The sequence below is a fragment of the Herbidospora sp. RD11066 genome, assembly GCF_054661255.1.
In genome coordinates this window covers 127,689-148,799 of sequence record NZ_BAAGDO010000006.1, presented here as the reverse complement: position 1 = coordinate 148,799, position 21,111 = coordinate 127,689, and the positions used below count along the sequence as shown (strand labels likewise).

Here is a 21,111-nt window from a genome sequence, read left to right as displayed (position 1 = left end):
GAGATGTCGTTTCGGGCCGGGACGAGCCGCCTTCCCTAGAGCGACCCTGCAGAGCCGTTCCGGATGAGGGCGAACCGCCGGCATCATGCTGGTCTTGCCGGGCCTTTCGGTCGTGTGGCGAGGAGTCCATCGCCCTCGGCTGGACTTGCGAGGCAGCTCCCGGCTGAGCCTGCGTAGAGGCTCGACCTGGAGCCCGCTTCGGCCGAGGCTGTGCGTCCATGCCCCGGCTAGAGAGGGACCGGCCGTTCGAAACTTGGCCTGGGCGCGGATGAACCACTGCGCTCTGGTCCGGCAGGGCCGGGACGAGAGCCAGGTGGCGGCGTTTCATATGGGAGCGTTCCGCCGGGCGCGGATCCGCGGCCTTCGGCGGTGGGTTGTTCGAAGTGGTGGGTGGTGTCGTTGGGCTGTCGTTCTGCGTGGGCTTCATCGTGAACCTCCTCGACTGCCCCTGCAGGACGGAAGAAAGATCGCGCGAATCGAACACGATGTCGATCGAACTCCCGTACGATGTTGTACACCACGCCACCGACGTTTTCGAGGGCAATCGAACAACTGTTTGATATTGATCTTGAATCGCGGTAGCGTCGCTCTGTGCGACGTAAGGAACACGGAATGGGAGGTGCCCAGGTGAACAACGACGGGCTGGCCAGCCAGCGCGACGAGAGCGTGAGCGATCTGGCGGTGCGCCGCCGCGACTCGCTCGGGCTCACCCCCAGGCAGCGCAAGATCCTGGAGGTGATCCGCGACTCGGTCCAGCAGCGGGGCTACCCACCGTCGATGCGCGAGATCGGTGAGGCGGTGCAGCTCACGAGCACGTCGAGTGTGTCCCACCAGCTCACCGCCCTTCAGCGCAAGGGCTACCTTCGCCGCGACCCCCACCGTCCGCGCGCCCTCGAGGTGCGGCTGCCCGGCGAGCCGGTCCTCTGGGTCGATCCCGACGCCGCCGAGGAAGACACGGGCTTCAACCGTCCGACCGCGGCCTATGTTCCCCTCGTCGGGCGCATCGCGGCCGGTGGACCGATCCTGGCCGAGCAGAACCTCGAAGACGTCTTCGCGCTGCCCAAGCAGCTCGTCGGTGAGGGCACCCTGTTCCTCCTCCAGGTCTCGGGCGACTCGATGATCGAGGCCGCCATCGCCGACGGCGACTGGGTGGTCGTCCGGCAGCAGCCGGTCGCCGACAACGGCGACATCGTGGCCGCCATGATCGACGGCGAGGCGACCGTGAAGACCTTCAAGCGCAAAGACGGCCACGTCTGGCTGGTCCCCCACAACTCCAACTACGAGCCGATCCCCGGCGACGAGGCAACCGTCCTCGGCAAGGTGACGGCCGTCCTCCGCAAGCTCTAGCCACACGAGGCGAATCTGCGGCTGTGCCCCAAGACACTCAGCCGCAGATCAGCCACGCCAGCCGAATCGAGCGTTCGGGCGGTCGGCTCCGAACGGGGCAGTGGGCGGGTTGCCCCCAAAGGGCGATTTCCACGTGGATTCCGGTAGCTCAGCGCAGCCCAGATCGGCGTCTGGGCGCCCATCGGTGCGGACCTTGTCGTAACGAGCCTGCTAATCGCGGTGGCTTCGGATGCCGCGTGTCTGGGGCTACAGCGGTCATCAACGGGGGCCGAGCTCCCGTGTGCCGGTGTTTCTTCTTGCCCGTGCAAGGCGGGGGCAGCGGGCGGTAAATCCCTATGCCGCCTTTTCGTCACGTCATACGCTGTTTGCGTGGACCTTGATCAGCTGACGGTGGAGCAGGCGAGGAAACGCGACGGCACCAAATGGGCGCAGGCCGGTCCCGACGTGATCCCCGCCTGGGTGGCCGACATGGACTTCCCCGTGGCAGCTCCCATCCGTGAAGCGATCATGCATCGGGTCACCAACGACCTCGGCTACCCCGACTGGCCCTGGGAGCAGCCCGGCCTTCCGCTCCCCCAGACGTTCGCCGACCGCATGGCCGACCGCTACGGCTTCCACCTCGATCCCGCCCACGTGAAGCCGTTCACCGATCTGAACCAGTCGCTCCAGGCGCTCCTCGACGTGCTGACCGTGCCGGGCGAGGGGGTGCTCGTCCACACCCCGGCCTACAACGCCTTCCTGATGACGCTGGAGGCGATGAACCGGCCGCCGGTCCCGATCCCGCTGATTCCCGACGGTGACACCTGGCGGGCCGAACTGCCCGCCGACCCCGGGGGTGCGCGGGTGTTGATCCTGGTCAATCCCCACAATCCGACGGGGCGGTGCTTCAGTCGTACAGAGCTGGAGGAACTGGCCGACTACGCCGACCGGCACGATCTCACGGTCATCTCCGACGAGATCCACGCCGATCTGACCTTCGCCCCGAACCGGCACATCCCATTCGGCCTGCTCCGCCCCGATCGCACGGTCACCATCGCGTCGGCCAGTAAGGCCTTCAACATGGGCGGGCTGCACTGCGCGATCGCCCACCTCGGCTCCCCGCGGGCGCGCGCGGCGCTGGCGGCGCGGCCTCCCGCGCTCTACGGCCAGCCGAGCGTTCTCGGGGTCGCCGCCACGGACACGGCCTGGCGGCACTGCGACGCCTGGCTCGACGAGGTCGTCACCCTCCTCGACCGTAACCGTAAGACCCTGGCTCAGCGGTTGCCGAGCGGTTGGGCCTATCGGATCCCGGAGGCGACCTATCTGGCCTGGATCGACACGGGCATTCCGGATGCCGCGACCGTTCTGGAACGCGAGAATCGGGTGAAAGTCGCTCCTGGCACGATCTACGGCGCTCCGGACACCTGGATCAGGCTGAATTTCGGCACGTCGGGCCTCATTCTGGACGAGATTCTCGACAGAATACGAAGGTGACCGACGTTTCTCACTATCTTCGGCTTCTCGCCGGCAAACAGTCCCTGTCCCACTGGGGAACCATCACCTGGATTTCCGGTGTGGAGCCCGAGACCGCTCTCGAGTTTCTCGGCGGCGACCCCGATTCGGAACTGCCGCTCTCGTTCGACGACTGCCATTCCGCGGCTTTCAAGGATTTCCAGCTGCGCGGCCATTCCGGCAGCGAGATCCTGCTCGACAAGGCCGGCCCGTGGCTCGTCTGCATCGAGCCGTTCGGGAACGGCGGCGCCGTGACCGGCACGCTTTCCGCGCTCTCCAAAAAGGGCACCGCTTTCTCGCTCCAGCTCCACCCCGAAGGCCTGCACACCTTCACCTACGCCGCCGACGGTGAGGCCATGGTGGCCCTCGACCGGATCGGTGAGCCTCGGGTCGAAGGCCCGATCACCCTCGAAGAGATCGTCGGAGACCTCCCCCTCCTCGACGGGGACACCGATCCCGTCACCTGGGCGGCGAACGCCCTGGCCCTCGCCGAGGGTCTCAGCAGATTCCGGCTCACCGCCGAATGGCTGGACACCGAACATCCCTGTTTCGTCAGGCTCCCGGCCTGAGCAAGGTGGGCTTGAGGTCGTCCCAGGTCCGCACCTCGGTCGCCAGATCGGCCGACGTCAGCAGGGGCAGGGCCGATCTCAGGATGTGGATCTGGTTTCTCAGCCGCCGGGCCAACCGGATCTCGCCGGGCGTGAGCGCGGCCCAGTCCCCGCTCACGCGCCTCGCCTCGTCGATCGCCGGGCTCGCGGCGAGCCAGCGTGCCACGGCCTCGTCCGCCGTCGGCAGCCAGCCGGCGCCGTCCAGCCCCTTCTGTTCGGCTTCGTCGAGTTTGGTGATCATGGTGAGGGCGGCCTCGTCCGGGCTGTCGATGCCGCGTTCGAGCGCCAGTTCGTCGAGGGTGAGACCCAGGCGCATCCAGGCGGCGGCCTCCTCCGGTGTGCCTCCCGTGCGATGGGAGATCGCCCGGCGCAGTCGGGTCCACCATTCGGTCCGGTCGGGTTCGGTGTCCGGTTCGCGCTTGCGCAGCCAGACGGTCATCCCGGGTCGGCGCAGCGTCATCAGGTAGTCGGACCAGCCCCTGAACCGTCGCATCTCTCCCCTCGCGAAGTGGACGGGGCGGATTCCGCTCGCGTGCAGACCGACCACCCTTCCGGATTCGGGGATCGCCTGCACCTCGACGCCCGTGGTCGGCTCCCGGTATTCGACACGGTCGAGATTGAGCCGTGGTTGCTGTGTCAGCGTGAACCCACGGGCCTCGACGGCTCGCGACAGGTCGTCCAGGTCGAGCCGTGGCGGGAACGCGCCGTAGCGTCCGGCGAGGGCGGGGTCGATCTCGCCGGCCAGATCGGGCAGGCGATGAGGCTGGGCTCCGATGAGGGAGCACGTCCAGTCGTCATGGGTGCGTCGGCGGAACCACGAGAACTCGACCAGGCCGAAGTCGTGGCGCATGCGGTGAGGTTCCTCGTCGACGGGCCCTGCCCCGAAGACCGCCTCGACCTCTTCGAGGGTGCTCGTGTGGTCCAGGCCGAGAATGGTTCCGGTGGTCACCAGGTCGGCGAAGAAATCGAGGCCGCTCAAAGGCGGGGCACGATCTCGCCGAGTGGCGCGTCGGGGCATTTCCGCCACCGCTTGGGCCGCTCGGTGCCGAGTGCGCCTTCGAGGAGCTGGTGATCGTGGTGGCGATTCGCCCGGTGCGGGATCTCGCCGTAGTTGTTACGGCGGTCCTGCTCCTGCGGCGTCTTCCGGCCCATGAGGCGAAAGTGCCAGGAGCCCGGCGACGCGCGCAACCGAATTGGCCCACCACCCGGACGGATGGCGGGCCGTTCACGCTAGATGGTGCAGGTGATCGGTGAGGGCACCGCGTTGGTGCCGTTCCAGGTGCCGTTGAAGCCGAACGTCGTCGAGCCGCCGACCCCGATCGAGCCGTTGTAGGACAGGTTGTTCACCGTGACCTGCGAGCCGGACACGGTGTGCTGGCCGCTCCAGAGCTGGGTGATCGTCTGCCCGTTGGCGAAGCTCCAGCGGACCGTCCACCGGCTGATCGCCGCCGACGACGGCCGCACGGTCACCTCACCCTGGAACCCACCCGGGTACTGGTTCACGATCCGGTACGTCGCCACACAGCCCCCCGGCGAAGGCGAAGGCGAAGGGGAAGGTGAAGGCGACGGGCTGGGTGAAGGCGAAGGCGACGGAGAAGGTGACGGGCTGGGCGACGGCGACGGCGAAGGTGAAGGCGAGGGCGAGGGCGAGGGCGACGGGGTCGTCCCCGGGGGGACGGGAGCGATCAGGTAAGGCTGGAGGATGTTCTGTTTGGCCGTCTGGACGGTCACCCAGTCGTCCATCACGATGCCGCCCGTGTCGCCCGAGTTCGGGTTCCACGACCAATAGGTGAACGACATCCCGTTCACCCCGGTCCCCGTGTACTTCATCAGCTCCGTCAGCCAGATCCGGTCGACGTTCGCCGTCATGGTCGTGCCGAACTCGCCCATCATGATGGGCGCGATGTTCTGCTTGTACAGGTAGCCCCAGTACCGGTCCCAGATGGCCGGCATGTTCGCGGGGTAGCTCGGGTCGGAGAACCACGTCTGGTTGTAGACGGACGTCGCGTACTCATGCGGCGAGTACACGAGCCGGTTGGCCACATTGAGCCGAACCGGGAATTGTCCGGCCTTGGAGAGGTTGCCGCCCCACCAGCCGCAGTCCTCGTCGTTGGACGTGTCGCCGTCCCACACGTTCGAGAGACCGCCCGACGGGCACGACACGCCCTCGACGAAGATCAGCCAGTTCGGCTGCACACCGAGGATCGCGTTTCCGGCCCGCTCGGCGGCCAGGCGCCAGTCGCGGGTCTCGACGCCGCAGCCCCAGCAGGCGCCGGTGGCGTTGGGGTTCGTACCGTCGGCGTGGGGTTCGTTGTGGAGGTCGGCGCCGATGACGGTGGTGTTCCCGGCGTAGCGCTGGGCGAGCATGCGCCAGTCGGCGATCCAGGTCGCCTCCGACACCGTCGAGGTGTACCAGAGGGCCGACTGGCCCGCCGAGGTCGGGCGGTGCCGGTCGAGGATGACGCGCATCCCCTTGGTCCCGACGTAGTCGATGACCTTGTCGAGGATCTGGAGCGGGGACAGGCCGACGAGGTCGGGGTTGGTGAAGTCGTTGATGCCCGTCGCGACGGCACCCGGCTTGAGGGCGTCGTTGGAGAACGGGATGCGCAGCGTGTTGTAGCCGAGCTGGGCCATGTGGTCGAGCTGGGAGCGCCAGGTCACGCTCGCCCACAGGCCGTGGAAGGTCTTGTTGTCGGTCTCCATGCCGAACCAGTTGATCCCCGTCAGCCGGACGGTGGCGCCGGTGCTGTCGACGATCTTGTTGCCGTTGGTCCGCAGGTAGCCGGTTCCCGTACCGGCCGCGTTGGCGGGGGCGCTCACGGCCACGAACAGGCCCAAGAAGAGAGCGGTCCCCGCCAACCAGGCGGTGATTCTGGACAAAGGTGCCTCCAAAGCGGGGGCACGCCTGGCCGTCGAGCCGGTACGGATTCAGGCACGCCCCGCTGAGGCATGCCCTGACCGCACGCCCGACGATGTTCGAGATATCGGCTCGGGCGCCAATGGTGCCCCTACGGCACGATGTTGACCAGCTTGGGCGCCCGGACGATGACCTTGCGGGGAGTCCCGTTGAGGTGCGCCAGCACCTTCTCGGAGCTCAGGGCCAGCGCCTCCAGATCGGTGTCCGAAATATCCGGTGAAACTTCCAGGCGGTCACGGACCTTCCCGGCCACCTGGACGACCGCCGTGACCGAGTCCTGCACCAGCAGGGCGGGGTCGGCGACCGGCCACGTGGCGCGGGCCACCGACGGCTGGTGACCCAGCCGCTCCCAGCCCTCCTCCGCCGTGTACGGCGCCACGATCGACAGCATGACCGCCAGCGCCTCGGCCGCCTCACGCACGGCGGGGTCGCCCGCGCCGGGGCCCGAGTCGATCGCCTTGCGGGTGGCCGAGGTCAGCTCCATCAGCCGCGCCACGGCGACGTTGAAGCGGTGGCCCTCGACCAGCTTGGTGACCTCGTCGATGGTCCGGTGGGTGAACTTCCGCAGCTCCAGGTCACCGGCGGCGGCGTCGGTGCCACCCGCGGCGCCGTCGGTCATCACGCGCAGCGCGCGGGCCAGGAACTTCAGCGACGCCGCCGGGGACACGTCGGCCCAGTCGATGTCGTCTTCCGGCGGGCCGGCGAAGACCATGGTCAGCCGGACCGCGTCGACGCCGAAGTTGTCGATCTGGACGCCCAGGTCGACGCCGTTGCCCAGCGTCTTGGACATGGCCTTGCCGCCGTTGATGACCTGACCCTGGTTCAGCAGCCGGGTGAACGGCTCGTCCCAGGTGATCATGCCCATGTCGTACAGGACCTTCGTGAAGAAGCGGCTGTACAGCAGGTGCAGGACGGCGTGCTCGACGCCACCGACGTACTGGTCGATGGGGCCCCACTTCTCGGCCCGCTCGGGGTCGAAGGGGCCGTCTTCGAAGGTGGGGTCCAGGTAACGCAGGAAGTACCACGACGAGTCGACGAAGGTGTCCATCGTGTCGGTGTCGCGCTTGGCGGGGCCGCCGCACGACGGGCACGGCACGTTGACCCAGTCGGTCGCCGAGGCCAGGGGCGAGACGCCCTTGGGCGCCAGGGCCTCACCGCGCAGGTCGGGCAGCTCGACCGGCAGGTCGGCGTCGGGCACGGCGACCTCGCCGCACGCACCGCAGTGGATGATCGGGATCGGGGTGCCCCAGAAGCGCTGGCGGGACAGCAGCCAGTCGCGCAGGCGGAAGTTGACGGTGGCCTTGCCGGTGCCGCGCTCGGCCAGGATCTCGATGATCTTCTGGATGCCGTCGGCCTTGGTCAGGCCGTCGAGCGGGCCCGAGTTGACCAGCTTGCCCTCGCCGGGCGTGGCCTTGCCGGTCTCGCCCGGGTCGGCCAGGCCGGTGTGCACGACGACCTTCACCGGCAGGTCGAACTTCACCGCGAAGTCGAGGTCGCGCTGGTCGTGGGCGGGCACCGCCATGATCGCGCCGTGGCCGTAGTCGGCCAGCACGTAGTCGGCGGCCCAGACCGGGATGCGCTCGCCGTTGACCGGGTTGATCGCGTAGACGCCCAGGAAGACGCCGGTCTTCTCCTTCTCGGTCGACATGCGCTCGATGTCGGACAGCTTGGCGACCTCGGCCTTGTAGGCCTCCAGCGCGGCCCGCTGCCCCTCGGTCACGATCTCCATGGCCAGCGGCGCGTCGGCGGCGACCACGAAGAAGGTCGCGCCGTAGAGCGTGTCGGGGCGCGTGGTGTAGACGGTGACCGGGTCTTTCCGGCCCTCGATCTCGAAGTCGACGTCGGCGCCGGTGCTGCGGCCGATCCAGTTGCGCTGCATGGTCAGCACGCGGTCGGGCCAGCCGCCCTCCAGGCGCGCCATGTCGTCGACCAGGCGGTCGGCGTAGTCAGTGATCTTGAAGTACCACTGGGTCAGCTCGCGGCGGATGACGTCGGCGCCGCAGCGCTCGCACTTGCCCGCGACGACCTGCTCGTTGGCCAGCACGGTCTGGTCGTTGGGGCACCAGTTGACCAGGCCGCCCTTGCGGTAGGCCAGGCCGCGCTCGAAGAAGCGGGTGAACAGCCACTGGTTCCACTTGTAGTAAGCGGCGTCGCTGGTGTGCAGGCGGCGGGTCCAGTCGAAGGAGATCGCGTAGCGGTGGAAGCTCGCGGCCTGCGTGTCGATGTTGCTGTACGTCCACTCGGCCGGGTGGGCGTTGCGCTTGATCGCGGCGTTCTCGGCGGGCAGGCCGAAGGAGTCCCAGCCGATCGGGTGCAGGACGTTGTAGCCCTTCAGGAACCAGTAACGCGCCACCACGTCGCCGATGGCGAACACCTCGGCGTGACCCATGTGCAGGTCACCGGACGGGTAGGGGAACATGTCGAGCATGTAGCGCCGCGGCCGCGTGTCGGCGTCGTCCTCCACGACGGCGAAGGGCTTCAGTTCCTCCCAGCGGGGCTGCCACTTGGCCTGGATCGCCTGGGGGTCGTATACCTGCTCGTCCACGTGTGATCTCCTGGTTTATCGACACCTGCCCATAAGAAAACCCCTCGGCTGAAGGCACGAGGGGCGGCCGCGTCGGGAGGTTGTAGTCAGCTCGCTCGACGCGGCCCGGTAAGAAGCAGGTTCGCCGCGCGCATAGGCCAAGGGTAGCGCAGAAAGCAAGCCCCGCCGACGAATAAGTGTCGATCTTACACAGACAGTAAAGGCCCGATATCGGATGGTGATAGATCCATTGTGACCTCGGTTGTCCCTTTCGTTTACCCTCATCTCGTGAACCCTGTCGACCCGAGGCGTGGCCCGGACTTCCCGCAGGCGGACCTTCCGATGCAGGACCCGCCGACCGACCCCACGGGCGAGACGTTCAGAGGGGGCTTTTCCAGTTTCGCCGCCCCGCCCCCGGGCGCGCATGAGATCATGCCAAGCACGTCTAATTCGGGCATGATCTCGGGAGGTTCCATGCCCTCGGAGCACAGCGATCCACGGCGCGGCCCGGCCTGGCCGGAGATCCCGCCAGCTTGGCCCGAGGTGTCGCCGCCCGCCGCCTCGTATCCGCCCAACCCGGTCGCCCCGCCTCACGGCGCCCCCAACGGCACATCGCACGGCCGGCACACCGGCCCGCAGACCCCTCCGTCCGGCGGATCGTTCCCGCCGAACCCGATCGCCGCCCCGCACGGCCGGCACCAGTCTCCGTTCAGCGAACCGCCGTTCGGGGAGTCACCCTTCGCGGAGCGGCCGGAGCACCAGACCGGCCCGCAGAGCCCGCCCATCACGCAGGCGCCGTTCCAGGAGCACCCGCCGTTCCCGGTGCCGCCTCCGGTACGGCCCCCGGCGAGCCCCTTCGGCCCGGCCGACGATTTCCCCGCCTTCCAGCCGCCCCCCGGGCCCCCCGCCCCCGAATTCCCGCCGCCCGCGAGGGCAGGCAGTGGACCGGTGTTCCCTCCTCCGATGAACCCGCAAGGTTTCCCCGAACAGCAGCCCCCGTCGCGACCCCAGCAGCCCGGACAGCAACAGGGCCGGGGTGGCCCCGGCTTCCCCGAGCTCCCGCCGCAGGAGACGGGGCCGTGGGCCTCGGCGCCCAACGTGTTCCCGCGTGGTGACGAGCGGAACCCGTCGTTCCCGCCGCGTCCGGTCGAGCCCGAGCCGCAGCAGCCGTCGTTCTCCTACCAGGAGCCGGCCACCACGTTCGGCACCCCGCGCGGCCCGTTCGACGCCCGGATCCCGCAGCCGCCGCACGACCCGCAGCAGCACTTCCAGCAGCAACAGCAGGCCCCCCAGCAGGCCGCGGCCCAGGCCACCGACCGCACGGTCACGATGGGGCCGCCGCCCGGCCAGTCCGCACCGCCGCAGATGCCGCCGCAGCACCTGCCCCAGCAGCAGATGCCTCCTCAGCAGATGCCGCAGCACCCGAACCAGCAGCCCATGGGCCAGCCGATGCAGCCCGGACCGCAGGCGCAGCAGCAGGCGCCGCAGGCCGCGCACTACGGCTCGGGTCCCACCACCGGCGAGCACCTGGTGCAGCAGCTCCCCGGCGACGACCCCTACAAGCCGTTCGTCACGGCGGGCCAGATCAGCGGGCCGAAGACGCCTCCGGCGGCCCGGCAGCAGGAGCTGTGGAACACCGTCTGGGGCGACGGCCAGCACACCACCGACGATGACGACGAAGACGACGAGAAGGGCAAGCCGGTCTGGCTGTTCGCGCTCATCGGGTCGGTCCTCGTCGCGCTGATCGTGGCGCTGCTGTGGGCGTTCCTGGCCGGGCCGCTCAGCTCGGCCGCCGAGACCACCGCGCAGCCCGAGGCCTCGGCCAAGCCGTCGGCCACCAAGTCGGCCGCTCCCGCGGCGGGTTCGGCGACCGGGATCCCCACGTACGAAGGGGAGAAGTCGGCGGTCACCGGCACGGTCTCCGACGAGACCGCGGGGATCTCGATCTCCAAGCTCGGCGGGCAGTGGAAGGCCGACGCCGACACCCAGACGGTCATGTCGACCTACGGCTACTCGACCCGGCAGTTCGTGAGCGCCGGGCTGACGTCCAAGGGCAAGCCCTGGTTCGCGACGGTCATGACGGGCAAGCTGCCCGCCGACCTCGCCGCGCAGTACAAGTCGCCGACCGACATGCGGCCGGTGCTGAACGGCGTGGTGGTCCGGGCCAGGAACACCATCTTCCCGAAGCCCAACAAGGTCGCGAAGGTCGGCGCGCAGAAGCTGCGCGGCGGGCTGGGCCAAGCCGCCGCCTACAAGGTGACCGACGACGGCGGCGGGACCCTGGTCGTGGTGGCCGCGGTCAACACCGGCGCCGAGGTCCCGTCGGTCGTCTACATCCAGATCCCGGATCTGCGCGACGACCTGCTCCCCGACGTCAACACGATCCTCGACTCGATCAAGAAGAACTAGAACTCGCAGGTCATGTGCTTCGTCCCGTTGATGAAGCTGGAGAACAATCGCTCGGGTGACCCGCCTTCGATGGTGGGCACCCGGGTGAGCAGTTCGCGGAACATGACCGTGATCTCGCGCCGGGCCAGGTGGGCCCCGAGGCAGAAGTGGGGCCCGGGGGCGCCGAACCCGACGTGGGGGTTGGGGTTGCGGCCGATGTCGAACTGCATCGGGTCGTCGAAGACCGCGTCGTCCCGGTTGGCCGACCAGTAGTAGAGGACGACCTTCTCACCCTTCTTGTACTCGTGGCCGTTCATCACGTAGTCGCGGGTGACCTTGCGGCGCATGAAGTTGACGGGGCTGGCCAGCCGCACGATCTCCTCGACCGCGCCGCGCGACTTCCCGTCGACGTCGGCGAGCCAGAGCGCCTTCTGGTCGGGGTTGACGGTCAGCAGGCGCAGGCCGTACGAGATGGCGTTCCTGGTGGTCTCGTTGCCGGCCACCACGAGCAGGATGAAGAACGAACCGAGCTCCTGGAGCGTGAGCCGCTCTCCGTCGATGTTGGCGTTGACCAGCGACGAGATCAGGTCGTTGCTCGGGTTCTTCTCCCGGTGGGCGGCCAGATCCTGGACGAGTTGCTGGAGCGCCATCCCGGCGGTCAGCAGGGCGGTGCCGACCTCCTCGATGTCGCCGACGTATTCGGGGTCCTGGGCGCCGAGGATCATGTTCGAGTTGTCGAACACGAACCGGTAGTCCTTCTCGGGGATGCCCATCATGTCGCAGATGATCTTCAGGGGCAGGCGGGCGGCGACCTCCTCGACGAAGTCGCAGCCGGACCCCTTCTCCAGCAGTTCGTCGACGATCTTCGTGGCGGCGAGCGCGACGTCGTCCTCGAACTGCTTGATCATTTTCGGGGTGAAGGCGCGGGAGACGATCCGGCGCAGGCGGGCGTGCCGGGGGTCGTCCATGCTGATCATCGAGCCGAAGTACTCGAGGAACTCCGGCGGCATATCGACGATGTTGGTCGACCCGCCGTCACCGGAGCAGAAGATCTCCGGGGTCCGGCTGGCCTCCAGGACGTCCGCGTGTTTCACCAGAGCGTGGTAGCCGAGCCCCTGACTGGCGAAGGACACCGTGGGCTCGGCGTAGAAGGAGGGGGCGGCCTGGTCGCGCAGCAACTGGAAGGCGCGTTCCCGTTCGGCCATCGGCCGCTTCCAGAACTCCCAGTCGGACAGGTCGAAATCGGCGGCCGAAGCGATCGGCGGCAACGTCATTTGTGAGCCTCCGGGGGAGGAAGACCAGAATGGCATTCGGTATTAATGCTGCCATATCAACTCTGCCGCGCGCTCGGCGATCATCACAACGGGGGCGTGGGTGTGACCGCGATTCAGGGTCGGCATGACCGACGCGTCGACCACGCGCAGTCCCTCGACGCCGCGCACCCTGAGCTCGGGGTCGACGACCGACTCGGCGTCGGTGCCCATGCGGCAGGTTCCGGCCGGGTGGTAGAGCGTCTCCGACCTGTCGCGCACCCAGCTCTCCATCTCGTCGTCGGTCTTCGGTTCGGTGTACGGCTCGATCGGGCCGCTGACGTAGTCGGACAGCGCCCCGGTGGCCCCGACCCGCTGGCAGGCCTTGAGCCCCTCGACGAGCCGGCGCACGTCGGCCGCCTCCGTCAGGTAGCCGGGATCGATGACGACGTCACGGCCGTCGAGCGTGACGCGGCCCCGAGACTCGGGCTGGAGCAGCACCGCCGCGACGGTCAGGCCGTGCCCGGCGGGCGGGGTGCGGCCGTGGTCGACGAACACCGCCGGCGCGAAGATGAGCTCGACGTCGGGGGCCGGTTCGGAGTCGGAGGTCCGGATGAACGCGACCGCCTCGGCGACGTTCGAGGTCAGCATGCCCTTGCGGCCGACCAGGTAGCTGAGCAGGTTGGGCACGCTCTCGGCGGCGGTCATCGTGATGGGCTTCGGGCAGGCGAAGTAGGCGCCGGTGGCGAGGTGGTCCATCAGGTTGGTGCCGACGTTCGGCGAGGCGTGCACGACCGGGATGCCGTTCGGCGTGAGCACGTCGGGGTCGCCGATGCCCGACAGCATCAGCAGGTGCGGTGAACCGATCGCGCCCGCGCAGACGATGACCTCCTTCCGCGCGGTGACCCGCTCCCCCGAGCCGTATTCGACGGCGACCGCGCGGCCGTCGTCCACCACGATCCGGTGGGCCTGCGCGGCGGTCAGCACGGTGAGGTTGCCCCGGCCCATGGCCGGGCGGAGGTAGGCGTCGGCGCAGCTCCAGCGGTGGCCGCGGTCCTGGGTGACGGGGGTCGGGCCGTAGCCCTCGTTGGTCGCGCCGTTGAGTTCGTCGAGCCGCTTCAGGCCGAGTTCGGCGCACGCCGCGAGGAACGCGCCGGTGGCCTCGTTGGGGCTGCGCAGCTCGGAGATGTGGATCGGGCCACTGGTGCCGTACACACCCCCGAGGTTGGAGCCGACGCGGTGTTCGGCGCGGCGGAAGTAGGGTTCGACCTCGTCGTACGACCAGCCCGGAACGTCCCACTGGTCGTAGTCGAGCGGGTTGCCGCGCAGCCACATCATGGCGTTCATCGAGGAGCTGCCGCCGAGCATGCGGCCCCTCGGCCAGTAGATCCGCCGGTCGGACAGGCCGGGCTGCGCCGACGTGGTGAAGTTCCAGTCGTAGCTGGTGCCGAACAGCTTGCTGAAGCCCGCCGGCATGCGGACCTCCAGCTTGCGGTCGCTGCCGCCGGCCTCGATCAGGGCCACCGTGGTGGCGGCGTGCTCCGACAACCGGGCGGCCAGGACGCACCCCGCCGAACCGGCTCCGACGATCACATAGTCGAACTCCATTCCTCGTGCTTACTCCTCACACTTGGAGCCGTCCACCTTTTAGGGTGAGCTACGTACCGGTAGGTATGTCGATCCCCCCGGAGGATGTTCCCGTGCTCAACCTGTCGATCGTGCTGGAGGACAGCGCCCGTGAGGCGCCCGACCGCACCGCCGTCGTCTTCGGTGATCTGCGGTTGTCCTACTCGTTCGTGAACACCGTGGCCAACCAGGTGGCCAATCTGCTGGTGTCACGGGGCGTGGGCCGGGGTGACAAGGTCGCCCTCGCGTGCCCGAACTCGCCCTACTTCCCCTTCGTCTACTTCGGGATCCTGAAGGCGGGGGCGACGGTCGTACCGCTGAACGTGCTGCTGCAGGGACGCGAGATCGCCTACCACCTCGACGACTCGCAGGCCAAGGCGTTCTTCTGCTTCGAGGGCACCGTCGACCTGCCCCTCGGGGAGCGCGGTAAGGCCGGGTTCGAGGCGTCGGGCGCCGAGCAGTTCTACGTGCTGCCCGCCACGCCGCTGGCCGTCGAGTCGGAGTTCGGCGAGACGTTCTGGGCGGCGCTCGGCGGGATGAGCGGGGAGTTCGAGTCCGTCCAGACCGACCCTTCGGACACCGCCGTCATCCTCTACACGAGCGGCACCACCGGGCAGCCGAAGGGCGCCGAGCTCAGCCACCAGAACATGCTGCTCAACGCCCTGGTCAACGACACGATGTTCGAGTCGACCGGCGACGACGTGTACCTCGCGACGCTGCCGCTGTTCCACTCGTTCGGGCAGACCGTCGTCATGAACGGCGGCTTCCGGCGGCGCGCGACGCTGGTGATGCTGCCCCGCTTCGAGCCGGTCGAGGCGCTGCGGCTGATGACCGCCGAGAGCATCACGCTGTTCGCCGGGGTGCCCACGATGTACTGGGCGCTGCTGACCACCGTCCACGCCGGTGGCGGGCCGGTGCCCACGACGCTGCGGACCGCCGTCTCCGGCGGCGCGGCGCTGCCCGTCGAGGTGCTGAAGGACTTCGAGACCACGTTCTCGGTGCCGATTCTGGAGGGGTACGGGCTCTCGGAGACCTCCCCCGTCGCCTCGTTCAACCAGCCGGGCAAGGTCGCGAAGGCCGGTTCGATCGGCACCCCGATCTGGGGCGTCGAGATGAAGCTGATCGACGCCGGGTGGGAGACCGCCGAGGGCATCGGCGAGATCGCGATCCGCGGCCACAACATCATGAAGGGCTACTACAACCGGCCCGAGGCGACCGCCGAGGTGATGAACGACGGCTGGTTCCGCACCGGCGACATCGCCACCCGCGACGACGACGGCTACTACTTCATCGTCGACCGCGCGAAGGACATGATCATCCGCGGCGGTTTCAACGTCTATCCGCGCGAGATCGAGGAGGTGCTGATGACCCACGAGGCCGTGTCGCTGGCCGCCGTCGTCGGGGTCGCCCATCCTTCGCACGGCGAGGAGATCAAGGCGTACATCATCCTCAAGCCCGACTTCTCGGTGACGGAGGAGACGCTGGTGGAGTGGGGCAAGGAGATGATGGCGCAGTACAAATACCCGCGCATCATCGAGTTCCGGGACGTGCTCCCGATGACCGCCACCGGCAAGATCCTCAAGCGGGAACTACGCTGAGACGTCATCGAGGCCGCGCCGGTTCCATTCCGGCGCGGCCTTTCTCTGTCGGAATTTAGATGATTCCGCCGTGATGAACCGGGTAGGGAGGCGCCCGTGCCGCCGTAGTCGATGTCGGGGAGAGACAACTCCATGCGCGCGCTCACCGGTTCGTTATTGCTGCTCGTGACCGGCGCACTCATCACCGGATCGGTGATGGTGCCCGTGTCCACGGCCAGCACGAGCACTCCAGAAAAACGCACGACACCTTACGTGAAGGGGATTCGGTACGAAGCCGAGACGGCCGTAATATCCCGTGGCGTCGTCCAGAAACGCCTCCGGGGTTTCACCGGGCGTGGTTACGTGAACGGCGCCGACCGGCGCGGCAACTTCGTCGAATGGACGGTCACCCCTCTTGGTGCCGGCCCCAACCGGATCCACATCCGCTACCAGTCCACCCGCACGCTCCGCGCCGATCTGGTCGTCAACGACGAGGTCGTGGCCGAAGACGTGCGGTTCCCGGGTTCGCGTTTCTGGCGCACCCTCACGTTCAGGGCCGACCTGCCCGAGGGCGAGTCGTCGGTCAAGGTCGTGGCCACCACGCGGCGGGGCAACCCGCATCTCGACAGTGTCAGCCTGTTCCCGCTGACCACGCCACCCGAGACCCCGGCGCCGAGCGCGGAGCCGACGCCCACGGAGGAACCCACGGCCGAGCCGACGCCGACGCCGTGCGTCAGCCCGGCACTGGCCTACGGCGAGACCCCGCCGGACTCGGCGCCGACCCCGCCCGACGTCGGCTGCGTGATCCCGGACCCGTGCCCGACCTGGACCCCGGAACCGACCCCGTCGGTCCCGCCCTCGGTACCGCCGTCGGACACACCTTCCGAGACCCCTTCGGAGACGCCGTCCACGCTGCCGGACGTCGCGGCGCAGACGCAGACCGAGGAGACGCCGGGCCCGCTGCCGACGCCGAGCGAGAGCGTCCCGCCCGTTCCCGAGCCGACGCCGACCGTGACCTGCTCACCGCCGCCGCCGTGCGACCTGGAGGTCATCCCGCTCACCGAACCGGTGCCCGGGTTCCCGGAGGACACGACGCCGACGCCTTCCGAGGTTCCGTCGACGCCCGTTCCCACACCGACCCCGTCGAGCGGTCCCGGCACTCCGGAACCGACGCCGAGCCTGACGGTCACGCCCGAGCCGACTCCTACCTGCACCCCGCCGCCGCCGTGCCCGGTCCTCCCTTCGGAGACCCCGACGGCCGAGACCCTGACCACGCCGGAGCCCGAGCCGGTCGTCACGGTGACCGTCACGGTCACCCCGACCGCCGGGACCACACCCGAGCCCACCCCCACGCCGAGCGAGACCCCGAGCGAGACGCCGACCGTCTCCGAGACGCCGACGCCGTCGTTCAGCCCGACCGTGGAACCCACCCCCACCCCCACCTGCACCACTCCGCCGGTCGAGACGCCCCCGGCGACCCCGACAGTGGAGCCGACTGTCGACCCCACCGTCGAGCCGACCGTCTCGGAAACGCCCACCGCCGAGCCCACCGTCTCCGAGACGCCCACCACCGAGCCGACCGTCTCGGAGACGCCCACCGCCGAGCCCAGCCCGACTCCGACCCCCACCACGCCCGGCGCGCCCGGTGCTCCCACCGTCGTCTCGCAGCAGTGGACCGTCCCCTGGGACGTCACCTGGGCGCCCGGCGTGGAGTTCGCGCTGGTCACCGAGCGGGACAGTTTCAAGGTCTTCCGGGTGAACAAGGACGGCGCCAAGGCCGAGGCGGGAGCCGTACCGGAATCGATGGGAACCGGTGGTGAGGGCGGCCTGATGGGCGCGGCCTTCTCCCCCGGGTGGAACGGCACCACCGACAAGGACGTCTTCTTCATGCACTCCGCCTCCGACGGCAACCGCGTCGCGAAGATGGAGTACGACGGGACGACCCTGTCGGCGTACACCCCGATCCTGACCGGGATCAAGAAGAGCAAGTACCACAACGGCGGCCGCCTGAAGTTCGGCCCCGACGGCTTCCTGTACGTCTCCACCGGCGACGCCCAGGAGACCAGCCTGTCGCAGGACCCGAACTCGCTGAACGGCAAGATCCTGCGGATCGACAAGACCGGCGCCGCGGCCCCGGGCAACCCGAACGACTCGCGGGTCTACTCGCTCGGCCACCGCAACGCGCAGGGCCTGGCCTGGGACTCCGCCGGACGGCTGTGGTCGGCCGAACTCGGCGCGAGCTCGACCGACGAGCTCAACCTGATCGAGCCGGGCAAGAACTACGGCTGGCCGAAGTGCGAGGGCGCGTGTGACGAGCCCGGCATGACCAACCCGAAGAAGACCTGGTCGACGGCCGACGCGTCACCGAGCGGGATCGCGATCGTCGACGACGTCGTCTACATGGCGGCGCTGCGCGGCAAGCGGCTCTACGCGATCGCCCTCACCGGCACCGAGGCGGGCGACCCGGTCGCCCACTACGTCAACACCTACGGCCGGCTCCGCGCGGTCGAGAAGGTGCCCGACGAGCAGGCGATCTGGATCACCACGAGCAACACCGACGACAACGGCGGCCAGCCCGACGGCGCCGACCGCATCATCAAGGTGAGCCTCAACTCGTAAGGGAGAAACAAGAGACCCCCGGGCGGCGTCGCCCGGGGGTCTTCTCGTGCGGAACGGGTCAGGGCCAGTTGGTCGACGGCCGCAGCGGGACGTGGGACTTCTGGTCTTCGCCCAGCTTGACGCCCAGGACCTGGTGGAGCTGGACCTTGTTGCGTTCGAAGCCGACGATGCATCCGGCCATGTAGAGGCGCCAGACGCGGGCGGTGCCCTGGCCGACTTCGGCCACGGCCTCGTCCCAGTGGTCGTCGAGGTTCTTGCACCAGTCGCGGAGGGTCAGCGCGTAGTGCTCGCGCAGGTTCTCCTCGTGGCGGATCTCGTAGCCGACGTCTTCCATCTCGCGGATCAGCGTGCCGACCGACTCGAGCTCCCCGTCGGGGAACACGTAGCGGTTGATGAAGCCGGTCTTGTTGATGGAACGATCTTTTCCGGAGGGCCGGGTGATGCAGTGGTTGAGCAGGCGGCCGCCCGGCTTGAGTTTGTCGTACAGGAAGGAGAAGTAGCTCTTCAGCTGGTTGGCGCCGATGTGCTCCGTCAGGCCGATGGAGCTCACCACGTCGAAGTCGCCTTCTGAGACGTCGCGGTAGTCGGAGAATCGCACTTCAGCGAGGTCTCCGAGGCCTTCTTCCGCGATGGCCTTCTGCGCCCATTCGGCCTGCTGCTTGGACAGCGTCACGCCGAGCGCCTTCACCCCGTATTCCCTGGCGGCATGGCGGACCATGCTGCCCCAGCCGCAGCCCACGTCGAGCAGCCGCATGCCGGGCTTGAGGTCGAGCTTCTTCGCGACCAGGTCGAACTTCGCGAACTGGGCCTCTTCCAGGGTGCTGTCGTGGTTCGGGTAGCAGGCGCAGGTGTACGCCATCGACGGCCCGAGCACCCACTCGTAGAACCGGTTGGACACGTCGTAGTGGTGGTGGATCGCCTCGGCGTCGCGCTGTTTGGCGTGGCGGCTGCCGAGCCGTGCCATCGCCGACTGCCTGACCTCCTGCGGGGGCAGCGGCACCCGCATCAGCAGCGGCTTGGGCCCGAGGGCCCGGATGGCGGCGAGCTTCTCCGTCAGCGGCAGGTCGTGGAGCGTGATCGACCACATCCGGTCGAGCAGGTCATACATGTCGCCGTGCACGTCGAGGTGCCCGGATACGTATGCCCTGGCCAGGCCCATCTCTCCGGGGGCCTGCGCGAGGTAGGCCACCGCGACGGGCGACTTGACCTCAAGCCGGATGTCGGCCATCGACGGGCCCGCCTTGCTCCCGTCGTAGGCGTGGAACTCGATGCCGGCTCCCGTGCCGACGACCTTTTCGAAGATCTCGGCGAGTGTCATGCGTGCATCACCTTCCCCGTACACACTTCTCATACAGGTCAAGCAGCCGACCTCCGGGGTCGTACGACCGCTTGACCGGCCAGTAGGCCTCCCCGTTGTAGAACGCCCAGAACTCGTCGCGTTCGTAGTAGGACGACGAGTAGAGGGATTTGTGTCCTTCGAGCTGGTGGACGGCTTCTTCGATCGCGCGGTTGTAGTAGCCGTCCCGCTGGCCCCGGGGAAGAGGCACCATGCCCCAGAATCCGAAGTTCACGTAGAGGCGGCCGGTCTCCAGCGGATAGAGGGACCAGTCGCGCGTCGCCCTGAGCGGGCACATCCACACGGGGGTCATCCCGACGTGGTTGACATAGAAGTCCAGGAACTCGGCGCCCCGATCGATGGGCACCTCGATGTCCTGGATGACCGACTCCTGCGGGGGGTTGCCCCGCCAGCGGTCGATGCGGGCGGTGATGCCGTAGCGCTGGTCGAGCCCGACGAGCTTGCGGTACTTGTCGGAGCGCATCCAGCGTTTCGGCATCAGGGAACGTACCAGCGGCTGCTGGACGCCGAACGCGCGGGAGCACCAGAACCAGTCGGTGTCCCAGCGCCAGAGGTAGTCGCGGATGGTGAGCCAGTCGCGGCTGCGGCTGCGCATCGACTGCCAGTAGATGCGCATGCCGGTGTAGTCGGAGGCGTAGGGCGCCCGGTCGGCGAAGGTGCCGATGGTGACGTACATCTCGTCGGGCGAGTGGTAGGTGCCGTCGACGAAGTCGACCTTCTCGCCCTCGTGCTCCATCCGGTCGCAGATCTCCTGCATGGCGAGCATGCACTTGGCGGCGTCGGTGAAGCGGAGATGGGTCAGTTTCACGAAGGGCTTGACCGGGGCCAGTCTGATCTTGATGCGCAGGGCGTAGCCGAGGGTCCCGTACGAGTTCGGGAAGGCGTTGAAGAGATCCGCGTACTCGTTGTCCGCACGGGCGACGAGGATGCGTCCGTCGCCGGTGAGGATCTCCAGCTCCTCCACGGATTCGTGGGGCAGGCCGTCTTTGAAGCTCGTGGACTCGATGCCGAGACCGGTGACCGCGCCCCCCAGCGTGATCGTCTTGAGCTGCGGCACCACGAAGGGCATCAGTCCGTGGGGCAGGGTGGCGTCGACGAGGTCCTCGTACGTCGTCATGCCCTGGACCTCGGCGGTCATCGTGTCCGGGTCGACGTGGATGACCTGGTCGAGATCGCGCGCCGAGAGCTTGGCGCCGTTCGCCGGCTCACGGAAGCGGAAGAGGTTCGTGGTGGCTTTGGCCAGGCGCGGGGCCGAGCCGTCGGGAATCGCCGCGTAGGAGTCGCGAATCTGCTCGACCGCTCTCCTATGGGTGGTCATACTGGTCATGCGCTCGGGCATGACGCCACCCCCATGTGTAGTCGTGGATAGAGATCTTCCCAAGCGCACCATATCCCCCGAAACCCCCG

General features: G+C 68.4%; 14 protein-coding genes. 6 read left to right on the top strand and 8 right to left on the bottom strand.

Annotated features, from left to right (window positions below; translation table 11 throughout):
- Positions 1–612: 612 nt before the first annotated feature.
- From lexA to ACYQ78_RS23535, 3 genes are all read left to right on the top strand, one after another.
- Positions 613–1,347, top strand: coding sequence for a transcriptional repressor LexA (lexA, locus tag ACYQ78_RS23545; RefSeq protein WP_459803055.1), 735 nt, complete (start codon positions 613–615; stop codon positions 1,345–1,347).
- A 369-nt stretch (positions 1,348–1,716) separates the two neighbouring features.
- Positions 1,717–2,820, top strand: a complete 1,104-nt coding sequence (locus tag ACYQ78_RS23540; RefSeq protein WP_459803054.1) for a MalY/PatB family protein — start codon at positions 1,717–1,719, stop codon at positions 2,818–2,820.
- The gene (locus ACYQ78_RS23535; protein ID WP_459803053.1) at positions 2,817–3,407 is read left to right on the top strand and encodes a DUF6461 domain-containing protein; all 591 of its coding nucleotides are present in this window, start codon (positions 2,817–2,819) and stop codon (positions 3,405–3,407) included. The genes ACYQ78_RS23540 and ACYQ78_RS23535 overlap by 4 nt, the downstream gene beginning before the upstream one ends.
- On the opposite strand, the gene ACYQ78_RS23530 is transcribed toward ACYQ78_RS23535, so the two are convergent.
- The 4 genes from ACYQ78_RS23530 to leuS form a co-directional block, all read right to left on the bottom strand.
- A complete protein-coding gene (locus tag ACYQ78_RS23530; RefSeq protein ID WP_459803052.1) occupies positions 3,391–4,425 on the bottom strand; it encodes a hypothetical protein in 1,035 nt (344 codons plus the stop codon). The genes ACYQ78_RS23535 and ACYQ78_RS23530 overlap by 17 nt on opposite strands.
- Complete coding sequence (locus ACYQ78_RS23525) at positions 4,422–4,598, bottom strand: hypothetical protein (protein WP_459803051.1); 177 nt, start codon at positions 4,596–4,598, stop codon at positions 4,422–4,424. The genes ACYQ78_RS23530 and ACYQ78_RS23525 overlap by 4 nt, the downstream gene beginning before the upstream one ends.
- Positions 4,599–4,676: 78 nt before the next feature.
- Complete coding sequence (locus tag ACYQ78_RS23520) at positions 4,677–6,326, bottom strand: cellulase family glycosylhydrolase (protein ID WP_459803050.1); 1,650 nt, start codon at positions 6,324–6,326, stop codon at positions 4,677–4,679.
- Positions 6,327–6,454: 128 nt separating this feature from the next.
- On the bottom strand, positions 6,455–8,908 hold the full coding sequence (leuS, locus tag ACYQ78_RS23515; protein ID WP_459803049.1) for a leucine--tRNA ligase: 2,454 nt from the start codon (positions 8,906–8,908) through the stop codon (positions 6,455–6,457).
- Between the two features lie 453 nt (positions 8,909–9,361).
- On the opposite strand from leuS, the gene ACYQ78_RS23510 reads away from it, so the two are divergent.
- Positions 9,362–11,296, top strand: coding sequence for a hypothetical protein (locus ACYQ78_RS23510; protein ID WP_459803048.1), 1,935 nt, complete (start codon positions 9,362–9,364; stop codon positions 11,294–11,296).
- On the opposite strand, the gene ACYQ78_RS23505 is transcribed toward ACYQ78_RS23510, so the two are convergent.
- Together ACYQ78_RS23505 and ACYQ78_RS23500 are read right to left on the bottom strand one after the other, a co-directional pair.
- On the bottom strand, positions 11,293–12,549 hold the full coding sequence (locus ACYQ78_RS23505; RefSeq protein WP_459803047.1) for a cytochrome P450: 1,257 nt from the start codon (positions 12,547–12,549) through the stop codon (positions 11,293–11,295). The genes ACYQ78_RS23510 and ACYQ78_RS23505 overlap by 4 nt on opposite strands.
- A 42-nt stretch (positions 12,550–12,591) precedes the next feature.
- Positions 12,592–14,133: a GMC family oxidoreductase gene (locus ACYQ78_RS23500; RefSeq protein WP_459803046.1), complete on the bottom strand. Its 1,542-nt coding sequence runs from the start codon at positions 14,131–14,133 to the stop codon at positions 12,592–12,594.
- A gap of 92 nt (positions 14,134–14,225) precedes the next feature.
- Here ACYQ78_RS23500 and ACYQ78_RS23495 point away from each other — a divergent pair, with 92 nt between their 5' ends.
- A complete protein-coding gene (locus tag ACYQ78_RS23495; RefSeq protein ID WP_459803045.1) occupies positions 14,226–15,749 on the top strand; it encodes a long-chain-fatty-acid--CoA ligase in 1,524 nt (507 codons plus the stop codon).
- A gap of 132 nt (positions 15,750–15,881) precedes the next feature.
- Positions 15,882–18,347 (top strand): PQQ-dependent sugar dehydrogenase, encoded by a 2,466-nt coding sequence (locus ACYQ78_RS23490; protein WP_459803044.1) that lies wholly within the window; start codon positions 15,882–15,884, stop codon positions 18,345–18,347.
- Between the two features lie 58 nt (positions 18,348–18,405).
- Here ACYQ78_RS23490 and ACYQ78_RS23485 read toward each other — a convergent pair whose 3' ends face one another.
- Together ACYQ78_RS23485 and ACYQ78_RS23480 are read right to left on the bottom strand one after the other, a co-directional pair.
- A complete protein-coding gene (locus tag ACYQ78_RS23485; RefSeq protein WP_459803043.1) occupies positions 18,406–19,665 on the bottom strand; it encodes a class I SAM-dependent methyltransferase in 1,260 nt (419 codons plus the stop codon).
- Between the two features lie 7 nt (positions 19,666–19,672).
- Positions 19,673–21,022, bottom strand: coding sequence for an FAD-binding oxidoreductase (locus ACYQ78_RS23480; protein ID WP_459803042.1), 1,350 nt, complete (start codon positions 21,020–21,022; stop codon positions 19,673–19,675).
- Between the last annotated feature and the right edge of the window lie 89 nt (positions 21,023–21,111).

Bases quoted from the DNA above. Each gene is read 5' to 3' on its own strand.
- ACYQ78_RS23525 (WP_459803051.1), bottom strand. From the start codon at position 4,598: ATGGGCCGGAAGACGCCGCAGGAGCAGGACCGCCGTAACAACTACGGC.
- ACYQ78_RS23505 (WP_459803047.1), bottom strand. From the start codon at position 12,549: ATGACGTTGCCGCCGATCGCTTCGGCCGCCGATTTCGACCTGTCCGAC.
- lexA (WP_459803055.1), top strand. From the start codon at position 613: ATGGGAGGTGCCCAGGTGAACAACGACGGGCTGGCCAGCCAGCGCGAC.
- ACYQ78_RS23510 (WP_459803048.1), top strand. From the start codon at position 9,362: ATGCCCTCGGAGCACAGCGATCCACGGCGCGGCCCGGCCTGGCCGGAG.
- ACYQ78_RS23500 (WP_459803046.1), bottom strand. From the start codon at position 14,133: ATGGAGTTCGACTATGTGATCGTCGGAGCCGGTTCGGCGGGGTGCGTC.
- ACYQ78_RS23485 (WP_459803043.1), bottom strand. From the start codon at position 19,665: ATGACACTCGCCGAGATCTTCGAAAAGGTCGTCGGCACGGGAGCCGGC.
- ACYQ78_RS23480 (WP_459803042.1), bottom strand. From the start codon at position 21,022: ATGACCACCCATAGGAGAGCGGTCGAGCAGATTCGCGACTCCTACGCG.
- ACYQ78_RS23490 (WP_459803044.1), top strand. From the start codon at position 15,882: ATGCGCGCGCTCACCGGTTCGTTATTGCTGCTCGTGACCGGCGCACTC.